This window comes from Paenibacillus sp. sg306046 (assembly GCF_059821225.1).
Genome location: NZ_JCAMRT010000011.1, coordinates 103830 through 121666, shown reverse-complemented (window position 1 = coordinate 121666; position 17837 = coordinate 103830). Strand labels below are relative to the sequence as shown.

General features: G+C 56.2%; 13 protein-coding genes and 1 other annotated feature. Of the genes, 2 read left to right on the top strand and 11 right to left on the bottom strand.

Annotated features, from left to right (window positions below; genetic code table 11):
• Nucleotides 1-6: 6 nt before the first annotated feature.
• The 6 genes from AC6ROY_RS13305 to AC6ROY_RS13280 all read right to left on the bottom strand — a co-directional run bounded on the left by AC6ROY_RS13305 (nucleotide 7) and on the right by AC6ROY_RS13280 (nucleotide 8503).
• Nucleotides 7-2676 carry a valine--tRNA ligase gene (locus tag AC6ROY_RS13305; RefSeq protein ID WP_500100997.1) on the bottom strand — a complete coding sequence of 890 codons (2670 nt, stop codon included), beginning with the start codon at nucleotides 2674-2676 and terminating at the stop codon, nucleotides 7-9.
• Between the two features lie 183 nt (nucleotides 2677-2859).
• Nucleotides 2860-3123 (bottom strand) — a binding site (T-box leader).
• A gap of 454 nt (nucleotides 3124-3577) precedes the next feature.
• Complete coding sequence (locus AC6ROY_RS13300; protein ID WP_500100996.1) at nucleotides 3578-5035, bottom strand: MDR family MFS transporter; 1458 nt, start codon at nucleotides 5033-5035, stop codon at nucleotides 3578-3580.
• A 294-nt stretch (nucleotides 5036-5329) separates the two neighbouring features.
• On the bottom strand, nucleotides 5330-5584 hold the full coding sequence (locus tag AC6ROY_RS13295; protein WP_500100995.1) for a hypothetical protein: 255 nt from the start codon (nucleotides 5582-5584) through the stop codon (nucleotides 5330-5332).
• Between the two features lie 616 nt (nucleotides 5585-6200).
• Nucleotides 6201-7349, bottom strand: coding sequence for a LysM peptidoglycan-binding domain-containing protein (locus AC6ROY_RS13290; RefSeq protein WP_500100994.1), 1149 nt, complete (start codon nucleotides 7347-7349; stop codon nucleotides 6201-6203).
• A 108-nt stretch (nucleotides 7350-7457) separates the two neighbouring features.
• Entirely contained in the window at nucleotides 7458-8342 is an 885-nt protein-coding gene (locus AC6ROY_RS13285; protein WP_500100993.1) for an RluA family pseudouridine synthase, read from the bottom strand.
• A complete protein-coding gene (locus AC6ROY_RS13280; protein ID WP_500100992.1) occupies nucleotides 8336-8503 on the bottom strand; it encodes a hypothetical protein in 168 nt (55 codons plus the stop codon). Before AC6ROY_RS13280 ends, AC6ROY_RS13285 begins: the two co-directional genes overlap by 7 nt.
• Before the next feature lie 186 nt (nucleotides 8504-8689).
• Here AC6ROY_RS13280 and AC6ROY_RS13275 point away from each other — a divergent pair, with 186 nt between their 5' ends.
• A complete protein-coding gene (locus AC6ROY_RS13275) occupies nucleotides 8690-10471 on the top strand; it encodes a phosphodiester glycosidase family protein (RefSeq protein WP_500100991.1) in 1782 nt (593 codons plus the stop codon).
• A 348-nt stretch (nucleotides 10472-10819) separates the two neighbouring features.
• Here AC6ROY_RS13275 and hemL read toward each other — a convergent pair whose 3' ends face one another.
• Entirely contained in the window at nucleotides 10820-12121 is a 1302-nt protein-coding gene (hemL, locus tag AC6ROY_RS13270) for a glutamate-1-semialdehyde 2,1-aminomutase (protein ID WP_500100990.1), read from the bottom strand.
• A gap of 135 nt (nucleotides 12122-12256) precedes the next feature.
• On the opposite strand from hemL, the gene AC6ROY_RS13265 reads away from it, so the two are divergent.
• Nucleotides 12257-12922, top strand: coding sequence for a Crp/Fnr family transcriptional regulator (locus AC6ROY_RS13265; protein ID WP_500100988.1), 666 nt, complete (start codon nucleotides 12257-12259; stop codon nucleotides 12920-12922).
• A gap of 205 nt (nucleotides 12923-13127) precedes the next feature.
• Here AC6ROY_RS13265 and hemG read toward each other — a convergent pair whose 3' ends face one another.
• The 4 genes from hemG to hemB form a co-directional block, all read right to left on the bottom strand.
• Complete coding sequence (gene hemG / locus AC6ROY_RS13260) at nucleotides 13128-14576, bottom strand: protoporphyrinogen oxidase (RefSeq protein WP_500100986.1); 1449 nt, start codon at nucleotides 14574-14576, stop codon at nucleotides 13128-13130.
• Nucleotides 14573-15538, bottom strand: a complete 966-nt coding sequence (hemH, locus tag AC6ROY_RS13255; RefSeq protein WP_500100985.1) for a ferrochelatase — start codon at nucleotides 15536-15538, stop codon at nucleotides 14573-14575. Before hemH ends, hemG begins: the two co-directional genes overlap by 4 nt.
• 1 nt (nucleotide 15539) lies before the next feature.
• Entirely contained in the window at nucleotides 15540-16613 is a 1074-nt protein-coding gene (gene hemE, locus AC6ROY_RS13250; protein ID WP_500100983.1) for a uroporphyrinogen decarboxylase, read from the bottom strand.
• A 205-nt stretch (nucleotides 16614-16818) separates the two neighbouring features.
• Complete coding sequence (hemB, locus tag AC6ROY_RS13245; RefSeq protein ID WP_500100982.1) at nucleotides 16819-17811, bottom strand: porphobilinogen synthase; 993 nt, start codon at nucleotides 17809-17811, stop codon at nucleotides 16819-16821.
• Nucleotides 17812-17837: the final 26 nt, after the last annotated feature.

Genomic DNA, 17837 nt, shown 5'->3' with positions numbered 1-17837 from the left:
CCAGGCTCACCCTTTCAGCTCGGCGATGCGCGCCGTTACTTTATCGCGCTTGTCGGCGTAATCCGCCAGCTTCGCCTTTTCCTCGTCGATGACTTTGGCCGGAGCTTTCGCAACGAAGCCTTCGTTCGACAGCTTTTTCTCGATGCGCTCCACTTCGCCATGCAGCGTCTTCAGTTCCTTCTCCAGGCGCGTTATTTCCTGGGCAATGTCGATTAATCCCGCCAGCGGCAGGAACAGCTCCGCTCCGGTTACGATTCCGGTCATCGCCTTGTCCGGCGCAGCGAGCGCCGCGTCGATCACCAGGCTGGACGTGTTGCTGAAGCGCCGCACATACTCCTCATTGCGCTGTAAAATGTCAAGAGCCTCGGCGTCGGTCGGCTTCACCTGCAGCTCGATTTTTTTGCTCATCGGCACGTTGACCTCGGCTCGGATGTTGCGGACCGTCCGGATAATTTCCATCAGCAGCTCCATCTCGCGTACCGCTGCCTGCGCTTCAAACGCCGTATCATACGTTGGCCATGCCGCGAGCATGATCGTCTCGCCCTCATGCGGGAGATGCTGCCAAATTTCTTCACTAATAAACGGCATAAACGGATGCAGCAGCCGCTGGGTGCGATCCAGCACGTAGGCCAGCACCGATTGCGTCGTTTTCTTGGCTGTCTCGTCGTTGCCGTACAACGACAGCTTGCTGAACTCGATATACCAGTCGCACAGATCGTCCCAGATGAAATTGTACAGAAGCCGTCCGGTTTCACCGAATTCGTACACATCCATCAGACGGGTCACATCGCGGATCGTTTCGTTCAAGCGGTGCAAAATCCAGCGGTCAGCCGTGCCCAGCTTGCCGCTCAGGTCGATATCCTCGTAGCGGAAGCCTTGCAGATTCATCAGCGCAAACCGCGACGCATTCCAGATTTTATTGGCGAAGTTACGCGCCTGCTCGACCTTCTCCCAACGGAACCGTAAATCCTGCCCCGGCGTCGAGCCGGTGGACAGCATAAACCGCATCGCGTCAGCGCCGTATTTCTCGATAACCTCGAATGGATCGACGCCGTTGCCGAGCGATTTGGACATTTTGCGCCCTTCGGCGTCACGCACCAAGCCATGAATCAGCAGATCCTTGAACGGCACTTGGCCTGTCAATTCCAGCGAGCTGAAAATCATCCGCGACACCCAGAAGCCGATGATATCATACCCGGTCACCAGCAGGCTGTTCGGGAAATAACGCGCCAGATCGTCGCTTTCCTCCGGCCAGCCCATCGTCGTGAACGGCCACAGCGCCGAGCTGAACCACGTATCCAGCACGTCATTGTCCTGACGCAGCTGTGCGCCCGAGCAATGCGAGCACGTTGTCACATCGTGGACAGACACCGTCAGCTCGCCGCAATCGTCGCAATACCAGGCCGGAATACGATGTCCCCACCACAGCTGGCGGGAAATACACCAGTCACGGATGTTTTCCATCCAGTGCATATACGATTTCTCGAAGCGGTCCGGCACAAAGTTGACGCCCTCGCCCGCCTTCTGCACGTCCACCGCGCGCTGAGCGAGCGGCTTCATGCTTACGAACCATTGCGTGGACAAATACGGCTCTACGACAGCTCCGCTGCGCTCACTGTGGCCCACCTGATGCACATGCTCCTCGACTTTGAGCAGCACGCCCTGCTCCTTGAGATCGGCCACAATTTGCTTGCGGCACTCGAACCGGTCGAGTCCCTCGTACGGCCCGGCCTGGTCGTTCATTTTGCCGGATTCGTCCATGACCAGCACCTGCGGCAAATGATGACGACTGCCCACCTCGAAGTCATTCGGATCGTGCGCCGGCGTAATTTTGACCGCGCCGCTGCCGAACTCCTTCTCGACATACTCGTCGCCCACGATCGGAATTTCGCGGCCGATGATCGGCAGCACCAGCGTTTTGCCAATCAGATGCTTGTAGCGCTCATCCTCCGGATGGACAGCTACCGCCGTATCTCCGAGCATCGTCTCCGGACGCGTCGTCGCCACCACAATGTGCTCGTCGCTATCCTTCACCGGGTATTGCAGATGGTACAATGCGCCCTGTACTTCCTTATATTCGACCTCGATATCCGACAACGCCGTGCGGGCAGCCGGGTCCCAGTTAATGATCCGTTTGCCGCGATAAATCAAGCCTTCGTTATACCGGCGCACGAACACCTCGCGAACCGCCTTGGACAAGCCTTCATCCAGCGTGAACCGCTCGCGGGAATAATCCAGCGACAAGCCCATCTTGGCCCATTGTGCGCGAATCGTCTCGGCGTAGTGGTCCTTCCACTCCCATACCTTCTCCAGAAACTTCTCGCGGCCGAGATCGTAGCGGGTCAGCCCTTCCTCGCGCAGCTTCTGCTCGACGCGGGTCTGGGTCGCAATTCCGGCATGGTCCGTGCCCGGCAGCCAAAGCGCGTCATACCCTTGCATCCGCTTGAAGCGAGTCATGATGTCCTGCAGCGTGCTATCCAGCGCATGGCCGATATGCAGCATGCCCGTTACATTTGGCGGCGGAATCACGATGCTGTACGGCTCGGCGTCCGACCGTTGTCCTGCTTGAAAGTATTGACCCTCCAGCCAGAAGTCATACCATTTTTTCTCACTTTCCTTCGGGTCGTACGTTGTCGGCATGGACGTTTCCGGCGCCGTTTGTTTGTTCTCTTCCATCCTGTATCACTCCTTTGGCAAAATTAGAAAAGCTTCGGATCGAAGCACTTTCGATAAAGAGACATACGTGTTTGGGCGGCAGCTTTTCTTGCGACTAGTGAATCGTTCAGCTTCGCTGAAAACTCTTTATCCCGCATCCCACGCTGTTCCTCCAAAAACTTGCACGAAAAAAAGCCTGTCGCCGCAAAGGACGAAGGCTTACGCTTCCGTGGTACCACCTTTATTCCGCATACAAGGTAGCACGAACAACGGGCATATCCCGTCAACCTGCGTGCATGCGGCTCTTGGACAGATAACGGCTGTGACCGGCCGAATCTAAGCGCTGCGCTTTCAATCCGGCAACTCCGGGGCGACTTCAACAGGTACGTCCTGCAGAACCTCTCAGCTTCCAGCCGGTTCTACTCTCTGAAGGGTTCGCTGCCTACTACTCCCTTTCCACGTTATTGCATCATCTTATGCGTTCTATGATAAACAATCCCGGAGTGAGAGTCAATATAAGCGTGGGCGGTGCGGTGCTGTTGACCTTTTTTGATCTATGCTTCCCTGTAAATCTGTTCAAGTTATCCCCGCATTCGAATCGGTACTGCTGTATCGAAGTGGAGGGGGTTCCATCCGGCCTCCCCCCGCAAAGTAGTAGCTTCCCTATTTCTTATTGGAATAGGGGTGTTTGCATTTCAATGATTTGTCAAATGAAAACGGGGGCTAACTAAACAATGGACTTGGAAAAGCAGCAAAGAATTTTGTAATTTTCTAAAAACATCTATTAACCCTGACGGTACTTCGCGCGGCACACTTAGGCGGATTTTTCGCCGATAGACCCGTTAACCCTATCACAAGTAGGGCGAAAAATTTTGTTGTGGGTATGGTGAGGGAATGCTTTGGAATAAGTGTTTTGAGACCCCTAAGGCAACAGGTTTTTGGGGTCTTTCTTTTGAGAAGAATCGACACAAAGACGACCATTTATAGACCAAGCCAGCACCAAAACAAGTATTGCGAGAATAAATTCAATCCAAAAAACCGTTTGTAGACCGGCAACCATGCTTTGTGTTTTCTCATGCATTGCAGTGGGATCGAGCGAATGGTGAAGATAACGATCGGCTCCGGATGACATGATGCCGATGAACAATGCGATGCCAATTCCCCCAGCAATCTGTTGGAGCGTATTGTATATGGCTGTGCCATGGGGGACCAGATGACGCGGAAGTTGATTCAATCCTGTTGTCTGAGCCGGCATGACGACGAACGATATGCCTAAGAATAAGAGGACATGATTGAATAGAACGGAACCTTTCGTAGTATCACTGTCGATGCCGGCAAATTGCCATAACGATATGGCGATCAAGAGCAATCCGGGCACTATGACGAATCTCGGCCCGAATTTATCGAATAATTTTCCCGTCACCGGCATCATCATTGCGTTTAAAATGCAGCCTGGCATCAGAAGTAAACCTGTCGCGAATGCTGTCAACTGCATCACATCCTGCATATAGATCGGCAGCAATGTCGTGGTGGCGAATAGAACCATCATCAGGACTACTATCAATACCGCAACCAAAGAAAAAGTGGGATGCCGGAATACTGAAAGATCAATCAAAGGCTCTTTGATCTTGAACTGCCTCCATACAAGCAAGAGCAAGAAAAGGCTGCCTATGGCAATCAAACTGTAGCTCCCGGGACCAGCCGAGACACCAGTCTGGCTGAAACCGTAGGTAACACAACCAAACCCGACGGTTGACATAACAATGGACAAAAGATCGACCCTTGGCTTGGTTATTTCTGTAACATTCTTTAAGTAAATGAATGCATAAATAATCGAAAACAATGCGACAGGAATCACCATGTAGAACAGCCATCGCCAGTCTAAGGTATCGATAACCAACCCCGACAAAGCTGGCCCGATGACAGGGGCGACCATGATGACAAGCCCCATGAGACCCATGGCAGCCCCCCTGCGTTCTGGAGGATAGAGGGCAAGAATCGTATTCATCATCAACGGGATCAATAATCCTGTCCCGCAAGCCTGAAAAACCCTGCCCATCAGCAAGATTTCGAATCCAGGGGATACTGCACACAAGCAGGTACCGGCTAAAAATAACGCCATCGCAGACATAAACATCTGGCGAGTCGTGAACCATTGCTGCAGCAATGCGGTCACCGGCACCAGTACGCCGATCACGAGCATATAACCCGTCGATAACCATTGTATGGTCGAAGCAGCAACGTTGAATTCCCGCATCAATCCAGGAAATGCATTGGTAAGTAAATTTTCGTTAAGAAATGCAACAAATGCACCGATGAGTAGAGCGGCTAACATCGCCCCTCTCTTAAATCCACTTGCATCGTGAACCTGCTCGTTCATCTTCTCCCCCCCGAATGTTCTTTTCGTTCTGTTGTTTGTATATCCCATATTGCCCAGTCGGCCTGAGAACATTTTACAAGAAGCTGGCTGAATTGGAAAAAGCGAAATGGCTCTTCATACTCGGAAATCCATTCATATTTCGAAACCATCAGGGGGAATCCCCCGCTATGTCGCTCAATTGCACATTATCTCTTGACAGGATGAGCTTTGGGGATTATGATAACGTGCCGCTTAACTCAACAAGGCAAATAAATTAAAAAGGCCGACTTTTCGTAGCGCCTTGGCACCGAATCGTCAGCCTGTCGTGCAGATTATCACACCATCACTTTCTAACAAGGAATAAAAATTGTCGCGGTCTTCGTTATCAAATTTGCCAAGCGTCAGTACTTTAACAACAAATTCATGTCTACCATACATGTCTATTTCCTCACCATACCTATTGTAGAGCGCGATCATATTGCCATCCCGATTCAATTCCATGTAACCGTAACATTTTGCTTCAAGCGCTTCACCGTAAAAGAGCGTAAAATTGATTTTGTCCACTCGCAATAAAACAGGCCGAGATCAAGATTTCAATCCACGCTCCCCTACGAGGAGCGACTTTATTCCTGGTTCTCCGGATTTGGAGTCTTGGTTATTTCTATCCACGCTCCCCTACGGAGAGCGACGGTGGCAGGTTTACCCGTCTCGACCTCGCAATCGACATTTCAATCCACGCTCCCCTGCGAGGAGCGACCAGATGTTATTCTCGATCAGCGGCATTTCGACGTTGTTTCAATCCACGCTCCCCTGCGAGGAGCGACAGCACCCCCTGAGAAGCCTTGCCCAGCAAGGCTTCTCAGGCCCAAAAGTGCGAATCGTCAAAATTGGTCTCTTTTCAGTAGCTAATTTTGCCCGAAATCGCCCAAAACCCTTGCTGCGCCTGAGGTGCGAATCTCCCGGGAATTTCATGGGCGCTTGGGGTTCGCACCTGTAATAGCTACAGGTAGTTTATCCCAATTGCTGAGCAAGCGCAACCGCTGCGGCCGACCTCCCCTCGCCCAACGCCAAAAAAAACCGGAGCAGCCACAATCAGGCCGTCCGGGTTAAAGCCTGCGCTCGCGGGATATGCGGCAAACGCATCGCATCCCCCGAGACGTCACCGCGTTGACCTTATTCAGCACGTTCAACGCGGAATATATACAATCTGGCCGGCAGCCAGTTCACTGTCGCCCAGCCGGTTGTACAAAATAATTTCACGCGGATTCAGCTCATATTTCTTGGCGATCGTCTCCAGCGTGTCCTCCTTCTGTACGATGACAAGTCGGACCTTCTTAAATTCCTGCTGTTCGCCGCGTCGTGCCAGCAGCAGATTACGCCACTCGCCCTTCTTGATTTGTGCGGCCTCGGCCGCAGCCTGAGCCTGTGCGGCTTCCTCGGCGGCTCGCGCCTCGGACTTGGACGCGCTGTAGTTAATCAGGGAAGCCAGCCCGAACGCGCTGCTTTTGCTCGGAGCGGCAGGCGCCGTGGCTGCCGGAGACTCTTCCTTCGCGCCTTTAGACTTTTTGCTGCCGAAGCCGACCTTCAGCTCCTTCTTGTCATCCTCCGGGGCAGCGTTCGGCTCAGGCTCATGCTGCGGCTGCCAGTCATTAGCCGCGTTCTCTGCGGGTGCAGCCGCCGCAGGCGGAGCAGGCGCGACTTGCTCCGGCTCCGGCGTCGTCTCTTCCGCAGCGATCGGCTGCGGCTGCGACTCCTCGTGGCGGTTGCCATATTCGTTCGCCGGGTCCGCCTCCGGCACCTGAAAAGCCGCCTGCCCCTGCGTTTCCTCACGCTGCCCAAGCTGCGAATCCTCGCGCCGCCTGCTCTGCGCTTCCGCAATGTACGCGTCCTGGCGCAAATCCGCAGCTTCGTGTACAAATACAACCTCTTCCTGCGGCTCGCGCCAGGCGCTTTCCTGCTCATCGACAAAGCTGGACATTTCCAGACCATTCAGCGAAAGCACGCCGGTAATGTTCAGGCTGCGAGGCGAAAGCAGATCGACGTCGAAGTTTTCGATTTCAACCGAAATTTCCTCCACGCGGGTTACACGGTTCATCGGCAATGTAATCTCTACAGGGATCAGATGCTCCAGCCGCTGGCCCTCGCGCTGCTGCTCATCCACATAGCTCCCGGTCAGCAACAAGTTGCCCCGCAGCACAGCTTGTTCCCCTTGTGTGAGCACCTGAATATGCGGAACCAGCTCGATTCCCTCCAGCTGTCTGATGCCAAGCACTTCATCACTGACGTGAACCCGTTCGTAAATATCGAATCGCAATCCATTTGATGGGGTTGTCAAGGTCATGTCCTCCCTTTCGTCGTCCAATCATGAATCATAGAAAAGAAAGCTGCTAGAGCGCCGTTGTCCTATCCTATGTATATGGCACTTCAGGGAGGAGCATGACTGCTATTTTGACAACCGCGCCCGCAGCGCCAGCAAATCGTCAGGCCATGGAGCTTCCACCGTCACCTGCTCACCGGTCAGCGGATGCGGAAATGTCAGCCTTTCTCCGTGCAGCGCCTGACGCTTGATCGCGTCCTCCGGCCCGCCGTACAACGAATCGCCAAGCAGCGGATGACCCAAATGACTAAGATGAACCCGAATCTGATGGGTGCGGCCGGTCTCCAGCTTTAGCCGTACCAGCGTCGCTCCCTTGAATACTTGCAGCCGCTCATACCGCGTCACCGCGCGGTCGCCCGAGGGCGATACGCGCCGCCGGGTCGGATGATGCCGATCGCGTCCGATGCTGCCGTCCAGCCGCCCCTTGGGCCGCGCTACCCGCCCCTGTACAAACGCAATATACGTGCGGTCGATCCGCTTTTCGCTCATCCAGACGTCCAGTCGGCTTTGCGCCCACGCATACTTGGCAAACAACACCGGGCCGGTCGTATCCTCATCCAGCCGGTGAATATGGCGGGGGCGGCACGGCCTTCCTTCCCGCTCCAGCAGCAGGCTGACCGCCTGAGACAAGGAACCGCCTTCTCCCGGCTCCGTCGGGTGTACCTTCATCCCGGCCGGCTTGCCCGCGACCAGGCACACATCGTCTTCATACAGCAGCTCAATCCGCTCCGCCGCCCCCGCATCCCGTACGCTATGCTCGCCGCTTTCGGGCGGAAACAGCCGGATACGCAGCTGGCTGCCGCTCCAAAGCAGCTCCCCGTTATGCAGCAAAGTCCGACTCCACTTGTCGCCGATCAGCGCGGCGGCCAACTGCTGCGCCTGCTCACGGCTTCCGATTTCCTCAACATGCTGCCACTCCAGCCATTCGCCCTTGCGCTGCCCGTTTAGCATACCGGGTCCGTCCCCCTCTCCTTCAGAACGCGGCTAAGCCGCATCATGCGACGGTGCTCATAAAGCCCGTAACCCGCGATTGCCGCCAGCGCCAGTCCGATCAGGCCGAACACCAGCAGCGTTTCCAGCGTTAATCCGTAAAATTGATACCGTTCCAGCACATGTCCCGCCTCCTTGCTTCATATCCATTAATTTATCCTTTTTCATAGCTGCTCAAGCGGTTACACTTCCAGCAATCCCTTCATCTAACTGTATCATTTTCTGTTAAAAAAAGTCTAACTATGATAGAATAGTTGAGGATTCATAGCTTACTAGGGCCACGCCCTTCTATTAGGAGAGGAAAACATTTGAACGGCAGTTTGCAAGCGATTCGTCAGTGGAGTTTCATCAAGAAGACATTGTTTGTCATCGCGCTGCTTACCTTTTTCACATCCAGCTTTTTGTACCTGACCACGCCTGGAGGCAAGATGCGCCAGTGGATGGCCGAAACCGTCATTACGACGCAGCACCGCAGTTGGGCATGGATTTTCGTGGGAGCCGAACGACGGGATTTAATGGTTAAAAAGATGCAGGACGATATTGAAATCGCCGCTCTGGAGAAACAAAACCTCGGACTCGTTTCGGTTCGTAAAAATCTTGAGAAGCATCGTTCCCTCGACGAATTGATCAAAGTCGAGGATATTTCAACGCAGTTTTACAAAGGCAAGAAGATGTATGTGTATGATCCGACTACCATCAAGATCATGACTCCGAGCAAGGTCGGCGAGGGAGAAAAAATTACCTCGATGGTCGAGCGGACAGGCGCGGTAGCCGGACTGAACGGCGGCGCATTCAACGACCCTGAAGGACTCGGCAACGGATTTGCGGCGCTGGGCATGATTATTTCGGAAGGCGACATCATTTTCACCGACCAGGATGGCTCCATTCCGCAGCATATTGTAGGGTTTACCAAGGAAGGCCGTCTCGTTATCGGCAAATATGATGCTTTTGAGCTGAGAGATATGGGCGTAACCGAAGCCGTATCCTTCTATCCCCGGCTGATCGCCAACGGCAAGCCGTTGATTACGAGCGGCGACGGCGGCTGGGGCCGCGCGCCCCGCACGGTCGTCGGACAGCGGGCCGACGGCACCGTCATTTTCATCGTGGTGGATGGACGCCAAACCCATAGCGTAGGCGCGACGCTCAAGGAAATGCAAGACTTGCTGCTTGCGGAGGGCTGCGTCATCGCAGGCAATCTGGACGGCGGCGCATCCTCCGAGCTGGTCGTGGACGGTGAGCTGGTCACCAAGCCTTCCAGCCGATACGGCGAGCGGAGACTTCCGTCTGCGTTTCTCGTTTACGACAATCCGGCCTCGGTCCGGGCACCGCGAATTTGGGACGGCATCGAGAAAATCGACGCTGGCGGCTCGTATGACCATCCGGACTTCCTGCGGGAGCAGGCGGAGAAGAAGCTGAAGGGGCAGCAGACACCCGCTTCCACTTCAACCAAACCGGCCACTGAGACCGACAAGTCCAAAGCAAGCGGCGCTAAAACGGAACCGACCGGCAAGCAGGACCAGGGTAAAACATCAACTGGCGGTACCGCAACCGACGGTAAAACGACTGGCAATAAATCGTCCACGTCTCCCGCGTCAGGCACAACAGGCAACGGAAGCGGCAGCACAGGCAAAGGCACGACAAGCGAAAATGGCGCCAACAGCGGCGCGGCTGCCGGTTCAGGGAAAGAAACCGGCCCGGCAGCTGGCAAGCCGGATACCGGAAGCACGCAAACGCCGGCGAAGACGGATGCGAACGGTACGTTGCCTGCAACAGGTACAGGCGGCAGCAGCGACAAAGGAACCTCAACCGGAAGCGACGACACTGCTGCAAAAGGAAACACGACGGGGAATGGGACAACAGGAGCCGGAGCTTCCTCCGGTTCCTCCTCTGCTCCGGCAGGCGGCAGCAAAACCACAGACCCTGCAGGTAAAACGGACAGCGGGCAAAACACGGGAGCTGTTGCTCCAGCGAAGCCATCGGCCACAACCGCACCGGCTATGCCATCAACAGGATCGGCAGCCGGCGGAACCACGCCTTCCAGTTCAACCGAGAAGACGACTGACCCGGCGAAGGCAGATACGGCCAAATAAGACATGCGGCTACGACTATTCCTCGACTGCTTCAGTTGGGCCGATCAATCAGAGGCGCTGCAAGCTCGAATGTGGTACATTACATACCTTATCGCGGCAGGGTTCGCCTGTTAGCATGAACCGTCCGGCGACTCCGGGCGGTTTTTTTACAGCCTGAAAATGGAAACAGCGACAGCGAAAGACGTGAAAACAAAGTCTCAGGCTGTCGCTGTTTTATTGAAATCGCCTCTATTTGGGCCCGTCCGCTCCACCAACAGCCAAAAACCTTGACAGCGCCAAACAGCCGTCAAGGTTTTATTTGAATTTAAGTTAGTTCTATTCGAAGGAAGCCTCGGCTGCCTGTGACCCTTACAGCAGCCGCAGCGCCTCGCGATGGGCGGCGATAGTCGCTTCGATGTCTTCGTCGCTATGCGCGGTCGAAATAAACAAGCCCTCGAACTGGGACGGAGGAATGCTGACGCCTTGGTCAAGCAGCGAGGCAAACACTTGATTGAAGCGCTGCAAATCCGACGTCTTCGCTTGCTCATAGTTCGTGACAGCCTGATCGGTGTAAAATGGACATACCATCGAGCCGACACGGTTGATCGTCAGCGGGACACCCCGCTCAGCCGCATTGGCGGCGAAGCCCTGCTCCAGTCTGGCCCCATGGCGCTCCAGCTGTTCGTACACGCCAGGCTCGCCAAGCAGCTTCAGCGTCGTATACCCGGCTGCCATCGCAAGCGGGTTGCCCGACAACGTGCCTGCCTGATAAATCGGGCCGACCGGCGCAATTTGCTCCATAATATCCTGACGACCGCCGTAAGCGCCGACCGGCAAGCCGCCGCCGATGACCTTACCGAGACAGGTCAGATCGGGCGTAATGCCGAAGCGGCCTTGCGCGCCATGCAAGCCGACACGGAAGCCGGTCATGACCTCATCGAAAATGAGCAGACTGCCGTACGCCGTCGTGATCTCGCGCAAGCCTTCCAGAAAGCCCGGCTGCGGCGGCACAACGCCCATATTGCCTGCGATCGGCTCGACGATTACAGCGGCGATTTCCTCGCCAAATTTGTCGAAGGCGGTCCGAATCGCATCCAAATCATTATAAGAAACGGTAATGGTATTTACCGCGACGCTATCCGGCACGCCGGGACTGTCCGGCAGGCCAAGCGTAGCTACGCCTGAGCCGGCCTTGATCAGCAGCGAGTCAGCATGCCCGTGATAGCAGCCCTCGAACTTCACGATCTTGTTGCGTCCCGTGTAGCCGCGTGCCAGGCGCAACGCGCTCATCGTCGCTTCCGTACCCGAGCTGACCATGCGCACGAGGTCCATCGACGGGACACGCTCGATCACCAGCTTGGCCATCGCCGTCTCCAGCTCCGTCGGAGCGCCGAAGCTTGTGCCCAGCTCAGCCGTACGCTTCACCGCTTCAACAACGTTCGGATGCGCATGCCCGAGAATAAGCGGCCCCCAGGAGCCGATGTAGTCGATAAATTCATTACCGTCGATATCATAAACACGCGAGCCGGCTCCACGCTCCATAAACAGCGGCGTCAAACCGACTGATTTGAAGGCGCGGACAGGGCTGTTGACCCCTCCCGGAATGACTTGCTTCGCTTCCTGAAATGCTGCTGCGGAGCGGGCTTCCGACCGCTGACGACGTTCGTTCATACCTACCACACCTTTCCCATAAATTAACTTGAAAACCGACAAAAAGCGCTATATAATGAACCCGGAAATGACCGAACATCCTGCAGAACAGACTTGGCGGCCCCTATTCGATCCAGAGAGAAGCGAGGAGAAATCATGTTTGAATTTCTAATGAATGTCCCCCTGTTCAGCAGCCTGAATACTCATCAGCTCAACAGCATTGCCGCCATTTGTCAGAAAAAAACGTTCGCAAGCGGAACGGTCCTGTTCGAGGAACGGGAGCCCGGCTCCGTCTTCTACATTGTGTTTAAAGGGTCCGTCAAAATTTATACCCGCTCCCCGATCGGCGAGGAGAAAATTTTGTCCGTCTTCAAGGAAGGGGACAGCTTCGGTGAATTGTCGCTGATTGACGGCAAGCCCCGCTCCACTTCGGCGCAGACGCTGGAGAACAGCGTTTTGATTACGCTCGCGGCCAGCAGCTTCCTGGATCTGCTGCGCAGCAACTTTGATATTTCCCTGCTGATTATGCAAGAGCTGTGCGGACGGCTGCGCGACACGAACCAGCATGTGTACGACTTGACCTTCCTCGATGCCCGCTCACGCGTCATCAAAAGCTTGATCAAGCTCGCCAATCAAAGCGGCTCCCGCGACGGCTTTATCGTCACCATCCGCACGATGCTGGACTACACCGAAATTTCACAGCTGGCGAGTGTACAGAAGCCGGTTCTTCTGCAGGTCATGCGCGATCTTCAGGAAAAACAGATTTTGACCACGAAAGGAAACGATCTGATCCTGAACCTGAGCAAGCTGAACGCCCCTTAACCGGCGGCCTGCGTTTCCCTCCATGCTTAGCTGAACAGACGAGTCAAGCGCTTCTCCGGCTCTTACACTCGTCTGGCAGAGCTAACCAATCCTCCATACCCGCTCGCTTGCCTCAATGGTACAGAAAGCTCCCATTTCCCGGGGCCTCATGTGCTGTGCTGTCCCGTCCTTCCGCCGTCACACCTTTAAGCCGCCAGCGAAGCCTTCACGCCCGGCCAGCCAGCCGCTTGGCCAGCTCCTCCGCCGCTGCTTTGCCTTGACGGATGCAGTCGGGCAAGCCGACGCCATCGAAGGCTGCTCCTGTCGCAATGACCCCAGGCAAGCTGGAAGCAAGCCCTTCGCGAACACGGCGAATACGCTGCGGGTGTCCGACCGGATATTGCGGCATCGACCGCAGCAGCGGCGTCATCTCCGTGAACAGCGGCTCCGCCGATAGTCCCATCGTTTCCTTGAGGTCGCGACGCACAGCGCGGATCACCTCATCCTCCGTCATGTGCATCCACCGGTCATCGCCGGAGCGTCCCACGTAACAGCGGATCAGCACTTTGCCTGCGGGCGCTGTATGCAGCCATTTGACGGAGGTCCATGTACAGGCTGTAATAAACCGCCCTTCTCCGCGCGGCACGACGAAGCCGGAGCCGTCCAGCTTCTCCTTCAGATCGCTTTCGTCGTACGCCAGCACAATATTGGCCACCGATACGTGCTCAACCGCCTTCAGCTCGGCCGCCGGGCCTGGAGCCGCTTCTGCAAGCAGTCCAGCCGTCGCATAAGCAGGCAGCGTCACGATGACGCCGTCCACTACATCCTGCTCCCCGTCCTCGCGGATCAGCCGGTAGCCGTCCCCGGCACGATTCAGCGACGTGATCCCGCAGCCCTTCACAAACCGCACATTATCCAGTGCATCCAGCAAGCCGTGAATAATCGTTTCCAGTCCGTCCTTGAACGTCAGGAACGTCGTGTTTTTCGCAACCTCCGGCAATGTCCGGCTTTCCTGACCGCCTTCCTTGCGGTTTCGCATCATGCCGAGAATAAGACTGCGGTGCTTCTGCTCGATGCTGTGAAACTGCGGAAACGTCCCCTGCAAGCTAAGCGCGTACGTATCACCGGCATAAATGCCCGCAAGCAGCGGCTCGGCAATTTGCGTCAGCACCTCGCGCCCCAATCGCCGCTCCAGAAACGAGCCCAGCGATTCGTCCTCCGTGCTGGTCCGCTTTGGCAGCAGCAGATCAAGCGCAGCGCGGGCCTTCGCTTTGGGCGACAGCAGGCCGGTCCGCATAAATGGTCCGAGCCGCGTCGGGATGCCAAGCATCAGCCCCGGAGGCATCCGGTGCAGCTTGCCGCCGGACAAAATATACGTTTTCTTTGCATGCGGATTGGTGCCGGTCAGACAACCCTCCAGCCCAAGCTCGCGGGCCAGCTCCACCATTGCAGGCTTGCGGGCCAGAAACGAGTCCGGCCCCTGCTCGATCACAAAGCCGTCGCGGCGCAGCGTCTTGATTTTGCCGCCGAACGTTTCGCTTTTCTCATAAACGGTAAGCTGAAAAGGAACGCCGTCCGCTTCCAGCTGTTTTTTCATATAATAGGCCGCGCTAAGCCCGGTAATGCCGCCTCCGATGACGGCGATGCGCCTGGGCGTTGCTTCCATTTTCGTCATTCCTTTTCGGCGAACGCCTGCGCAGCCACAACATCGCTCAAGGTTTCCATGTAGAGCGGGTCTGTGTTCAACGAACGCGTACGCTCCAGATGAAGGCCAAGCTCCTTGGCCGTCGCTTGCGCTTCGATATCGAGGTCATACAGCACCTCCAGATGATCCGAGACAAAGCCCACCGGACATACGAGCACATGGTTTGCCCGTTGCTCCTGCTTCACGGCGCGCAGCACGTCCAGCAGATCCGGCCCAAGCCAAGGAACGCCGGTCTGCCCCGCGCTCTGCCAGCCGAACTGCCAGGTCGTGATGCCGGCCTTCGCCGCAATCGCGCGCGACGTTTCGAGCAGTTGCTCGGGATACGGGTCCTTCAGCTCCAAAATTTTCTCCGGCAGACTATGCGCCGTAAACATCACGAGCACGTCGTCCTTCGCGACGCCCTCGAAACGAGCCAGCGCCTCCTCGACACGCAGCGTGAGCGCTTCGATCAGCTTCGGATGCAGCTGGTAGCTGCGCACGAAGCTCATCCGCAAGCCAAGCTCGTCCGCTTTCTCCTGGGCACGCTTGATATACCCGCCGACGCTCATCACGGAATAATGCGGCGCCAGCACGACGCCAACCGCCTCGGTAATACCGTCAGCCGCCATCTGTGCCACCCCGTCCTCGATAAACGGCGCCGCATGCTTCAAGCCTTGGTAACAGACAAACGTTACATCCGGATGCGCCTCATTCAGCTTCGCTTCCAGCGCCTGAACCTGCAGATTCGTATTTTCGCGCAGCGGGAATACGCCGCCGACAATCGCTTCATAGCGATCAGTCAAATCCTTCAGCTGCTCCGCTGACGGAGGATTGCCCCGGCGAATATGCGTGTAATAAGCCTCGACCTGCTCAATGCTCTCCGGCGTCCCGTAAGACATGACCAGCACGCCGATTGTCCGGCGCTCCGTCCGGCTGTTCGTGGAATCGCTCATGTTAAACGCCGCTCCCTTGCTGGATGGTTCCTTGCGCTTTCAACGCTTGCCGCGAATAATCATGCACGAAATCCGTCAGCTCCTTCAGCTTCTCCAGCGAAGCTTCGGGGAACAGTCCGTGGCCGAGGTTGAACACATAACCGGGCTGACGGATGCCTTCGTCGATAATGGCCTTGGCCTGCTCCTGAATGACCGACATCGGCGCGGTGAGCACGTACGGATCAAGATTCCCTTGAACGGCATAGCCGCCGCCCAGACGACGTCTGCCCTCGGAAATCGACACCCGCCAGTCGAGCCCGATCACATCGGCCTGAATTCCTTGCAGCTCAGGCAGCAGCTCGCCGGAGCTGACGCCCGGAAAATAAATGTTCGGCACGTCCAGATGACGCAGCTCGCTGAAAATACGGCGCATCGTCGGCAGCACAAACACGCGGAAATCCGCAGGCGACAACGCGCCAACCCAGCTGTCGAACACCTGGAACGCCTTTGCGCCAGAGGCGACATGCGCCTTCAAATACGTAATCACCATATCGCCAAGCTTGTCCATCAGCTTGAACCAGACGGCAGGCTCGCCGTACATCAGCGCCTTCGTCCGGATATAGCTTTTGGACGGCTTGCCCTCGATCAAGTAGCTGGCAATCGTAAACGGCGCGCCTGCAAACGTAATCAGCGGCACCTCCAGCTGACCGACCAGCAGCTCGATCGTCCGCAAAATGTGGGACAGGTCGGCTTCGACCTGAATCGGACGGAGTCGTTCGACATCCGCCGCTGTCCGGATCGGATTGTCGATGACCGGGCCGATATTTTTGACAATATCAAAGTCAATGCCAAGCGAAGCAACCGGATTCATAATGTCCGAGTACAAAATCGCCGCGTCAACGCCCAGCTTTTTCACCGGCATCATCGTCACTTCCGCCGCAAGCTCCGGCTGCTGACAAATTTCGAGCAGGCTGTAGTTCTCCTTGATTTTACGGTAATCCGGGTCATATCTGCCCGCCTGACGCATGTACCAGACCGGCAGCACGTCAACAGGCTGACTCTTACAAGCACGTATAAACAAATCATTATAACTCATGAACGCATCCTCTTTTCCGCAAACTTCCAAGCTATATGTACCATTATGCCCTATTTGAAACGAGGTAACAATGTATCGCGGCGGCGTTTTCCGACAAAAGTTTGACAGCGCCCGCGTTTGCAAAAAACGTCCTGACCCCCAAAGCGGAAGCAGGACGTTCAAATACTGACAAGTTTTTGCATGTGCCTCATGCGGCTGCCTCAGGCTACCCCCGCAGCCAGCGGACGATGTCCTTGGCAAAATACGTAATGATCAGGTCAGCGCCAGCCCGCTTGAAGCCGACCATCGTTTCCAGCACGATCGACCGCTCATCAATCCAGCCTTGCGCCGCCGCCGCCTTGACCATCGAATACTCGGCGCTCACATTATAAGCGACCAGCGGCAGCTCGTAGCGGTCGCGCAGCATCCGCAACACATCCATGTACGCCAGCGCAGGCTTCACCATAAGGAAATCGGCGCCCTCGGCGATGTCGCTTTCCGCCTCGCGCAGCGCCTCCCGGGCATTGGCCGGGTCCATCTGGTACGTTTTGCGGTCGCCAAATTGCGGGGTCGAATGCGCGGCGTCGCGGAACGGTCCGTAGAAGGACGACGCGTATTTGACCGAATATGACATGATCGGCACATCGTGGTACCCTGCGGCATCCAAGCCTTGCCGGATCGCATGGACGAAGCCGTCCATCATATTCGAGGGCGCGATAATATCCGCCCCGGCCTCCGCTTGCGATACCGCGGTCCGGGTCAGCAGCTCCAGCGACGGATCGTTCTGAACGTCCGCCCGCCCGGTTGCTTCATTTACATGAACAACGCCGCAATGGCCGTGATCCGTAAATTGGCACAGGCATGTATCCGCCACAACAAGCAGCTCAGGCGCCCAGCGCTTGATCAGCCGCGTCGCCTGCTGCACGATGCCGTTCGGATCGTACGCCGGGCTGCCGTGCGCATCCTTCTCATGCGGCACGCCAAACAACAGCACCGCCTGAATACCGAGCGCAACGACCTCGCGAATCTCGGCCTCCAGCCGGTCGAGCGACCAATGGTATACGCCCGGCATCGAGGAAATTTCCTCCTGCACATCGGTGCCATGCGTAACAAAGATCGGGTAAATCAGATCATGCACATGGACCGCATGCTCGCGCACCAGGTTACGCATGGCTGCCGAAGCGCGCAGCCTGCGGTTGCGATTGATCGGAAAACTCATCGTTGAATTCCTCCTTGCTGCTTTTC

Coding starts and splice junctions, on each gene's coding strand:
- AC6ROY_RS13305 (WP_500100997.1), bottom strand. CDS start 2,676: ATGGAAGAGAACAAACAAACGGCGCCGGAAACGTCCATGCCGACAACG.
- AC6ROY_RS13300 (WP_500100996.1), bottom strand. CDS start 5,035: ATGAACGAGCAGGTTCACGATGCAAGTGGATTTAAGAGAGGGGCGATG.
- AC6ROY_RS13285 (WP_500100993.1), bottom strand. CDS start 8,342: ATGCTAAACGGGCAGCGCAAGGGCGAATGGCTGGAGTGGCAGCATGTT.
- hemL (WP_500100990.1), bottom strand. CDS start 12,121: ATGAACGAACGTCGTCAGCGGTCGGAAGCCCGCTCCGCAGCAGCATTT.
- AC6ROY_RS13265 (WP_500100988.1), top strand. CDS start 12,257: ATGTTTGAATTTCTAATGAATGTCCCCCTGTTCAGCAGCCTGAATACT.
- hemG (WP_500100986.1), bottom strand. CDS start 14,576: ATGACGAAAATGGAAGCAACGCCCAGGCGCATCGCCGTCATCGGAGGC.
- hemH (WP_500100985.1), bottom strand. CDS start 15,538: ATGAGCGATTCCACGAACAGCCGGACGGAGCGCCGGACAATCGGCGTG.
- hemE (WP_500100983.1), bottom strand. CDS start 16,613: ATGAGTTATAATGATTTGTTTATACGTGCTTGTAAGAGTCAGCCTGTT.
- hemB (WP_500100982.1), bottom strand. CDS start 17,811: ATGAGTTTTCCGATCAATCGCAACCGCAGGCTGCGCGCTTCGGCAGCC.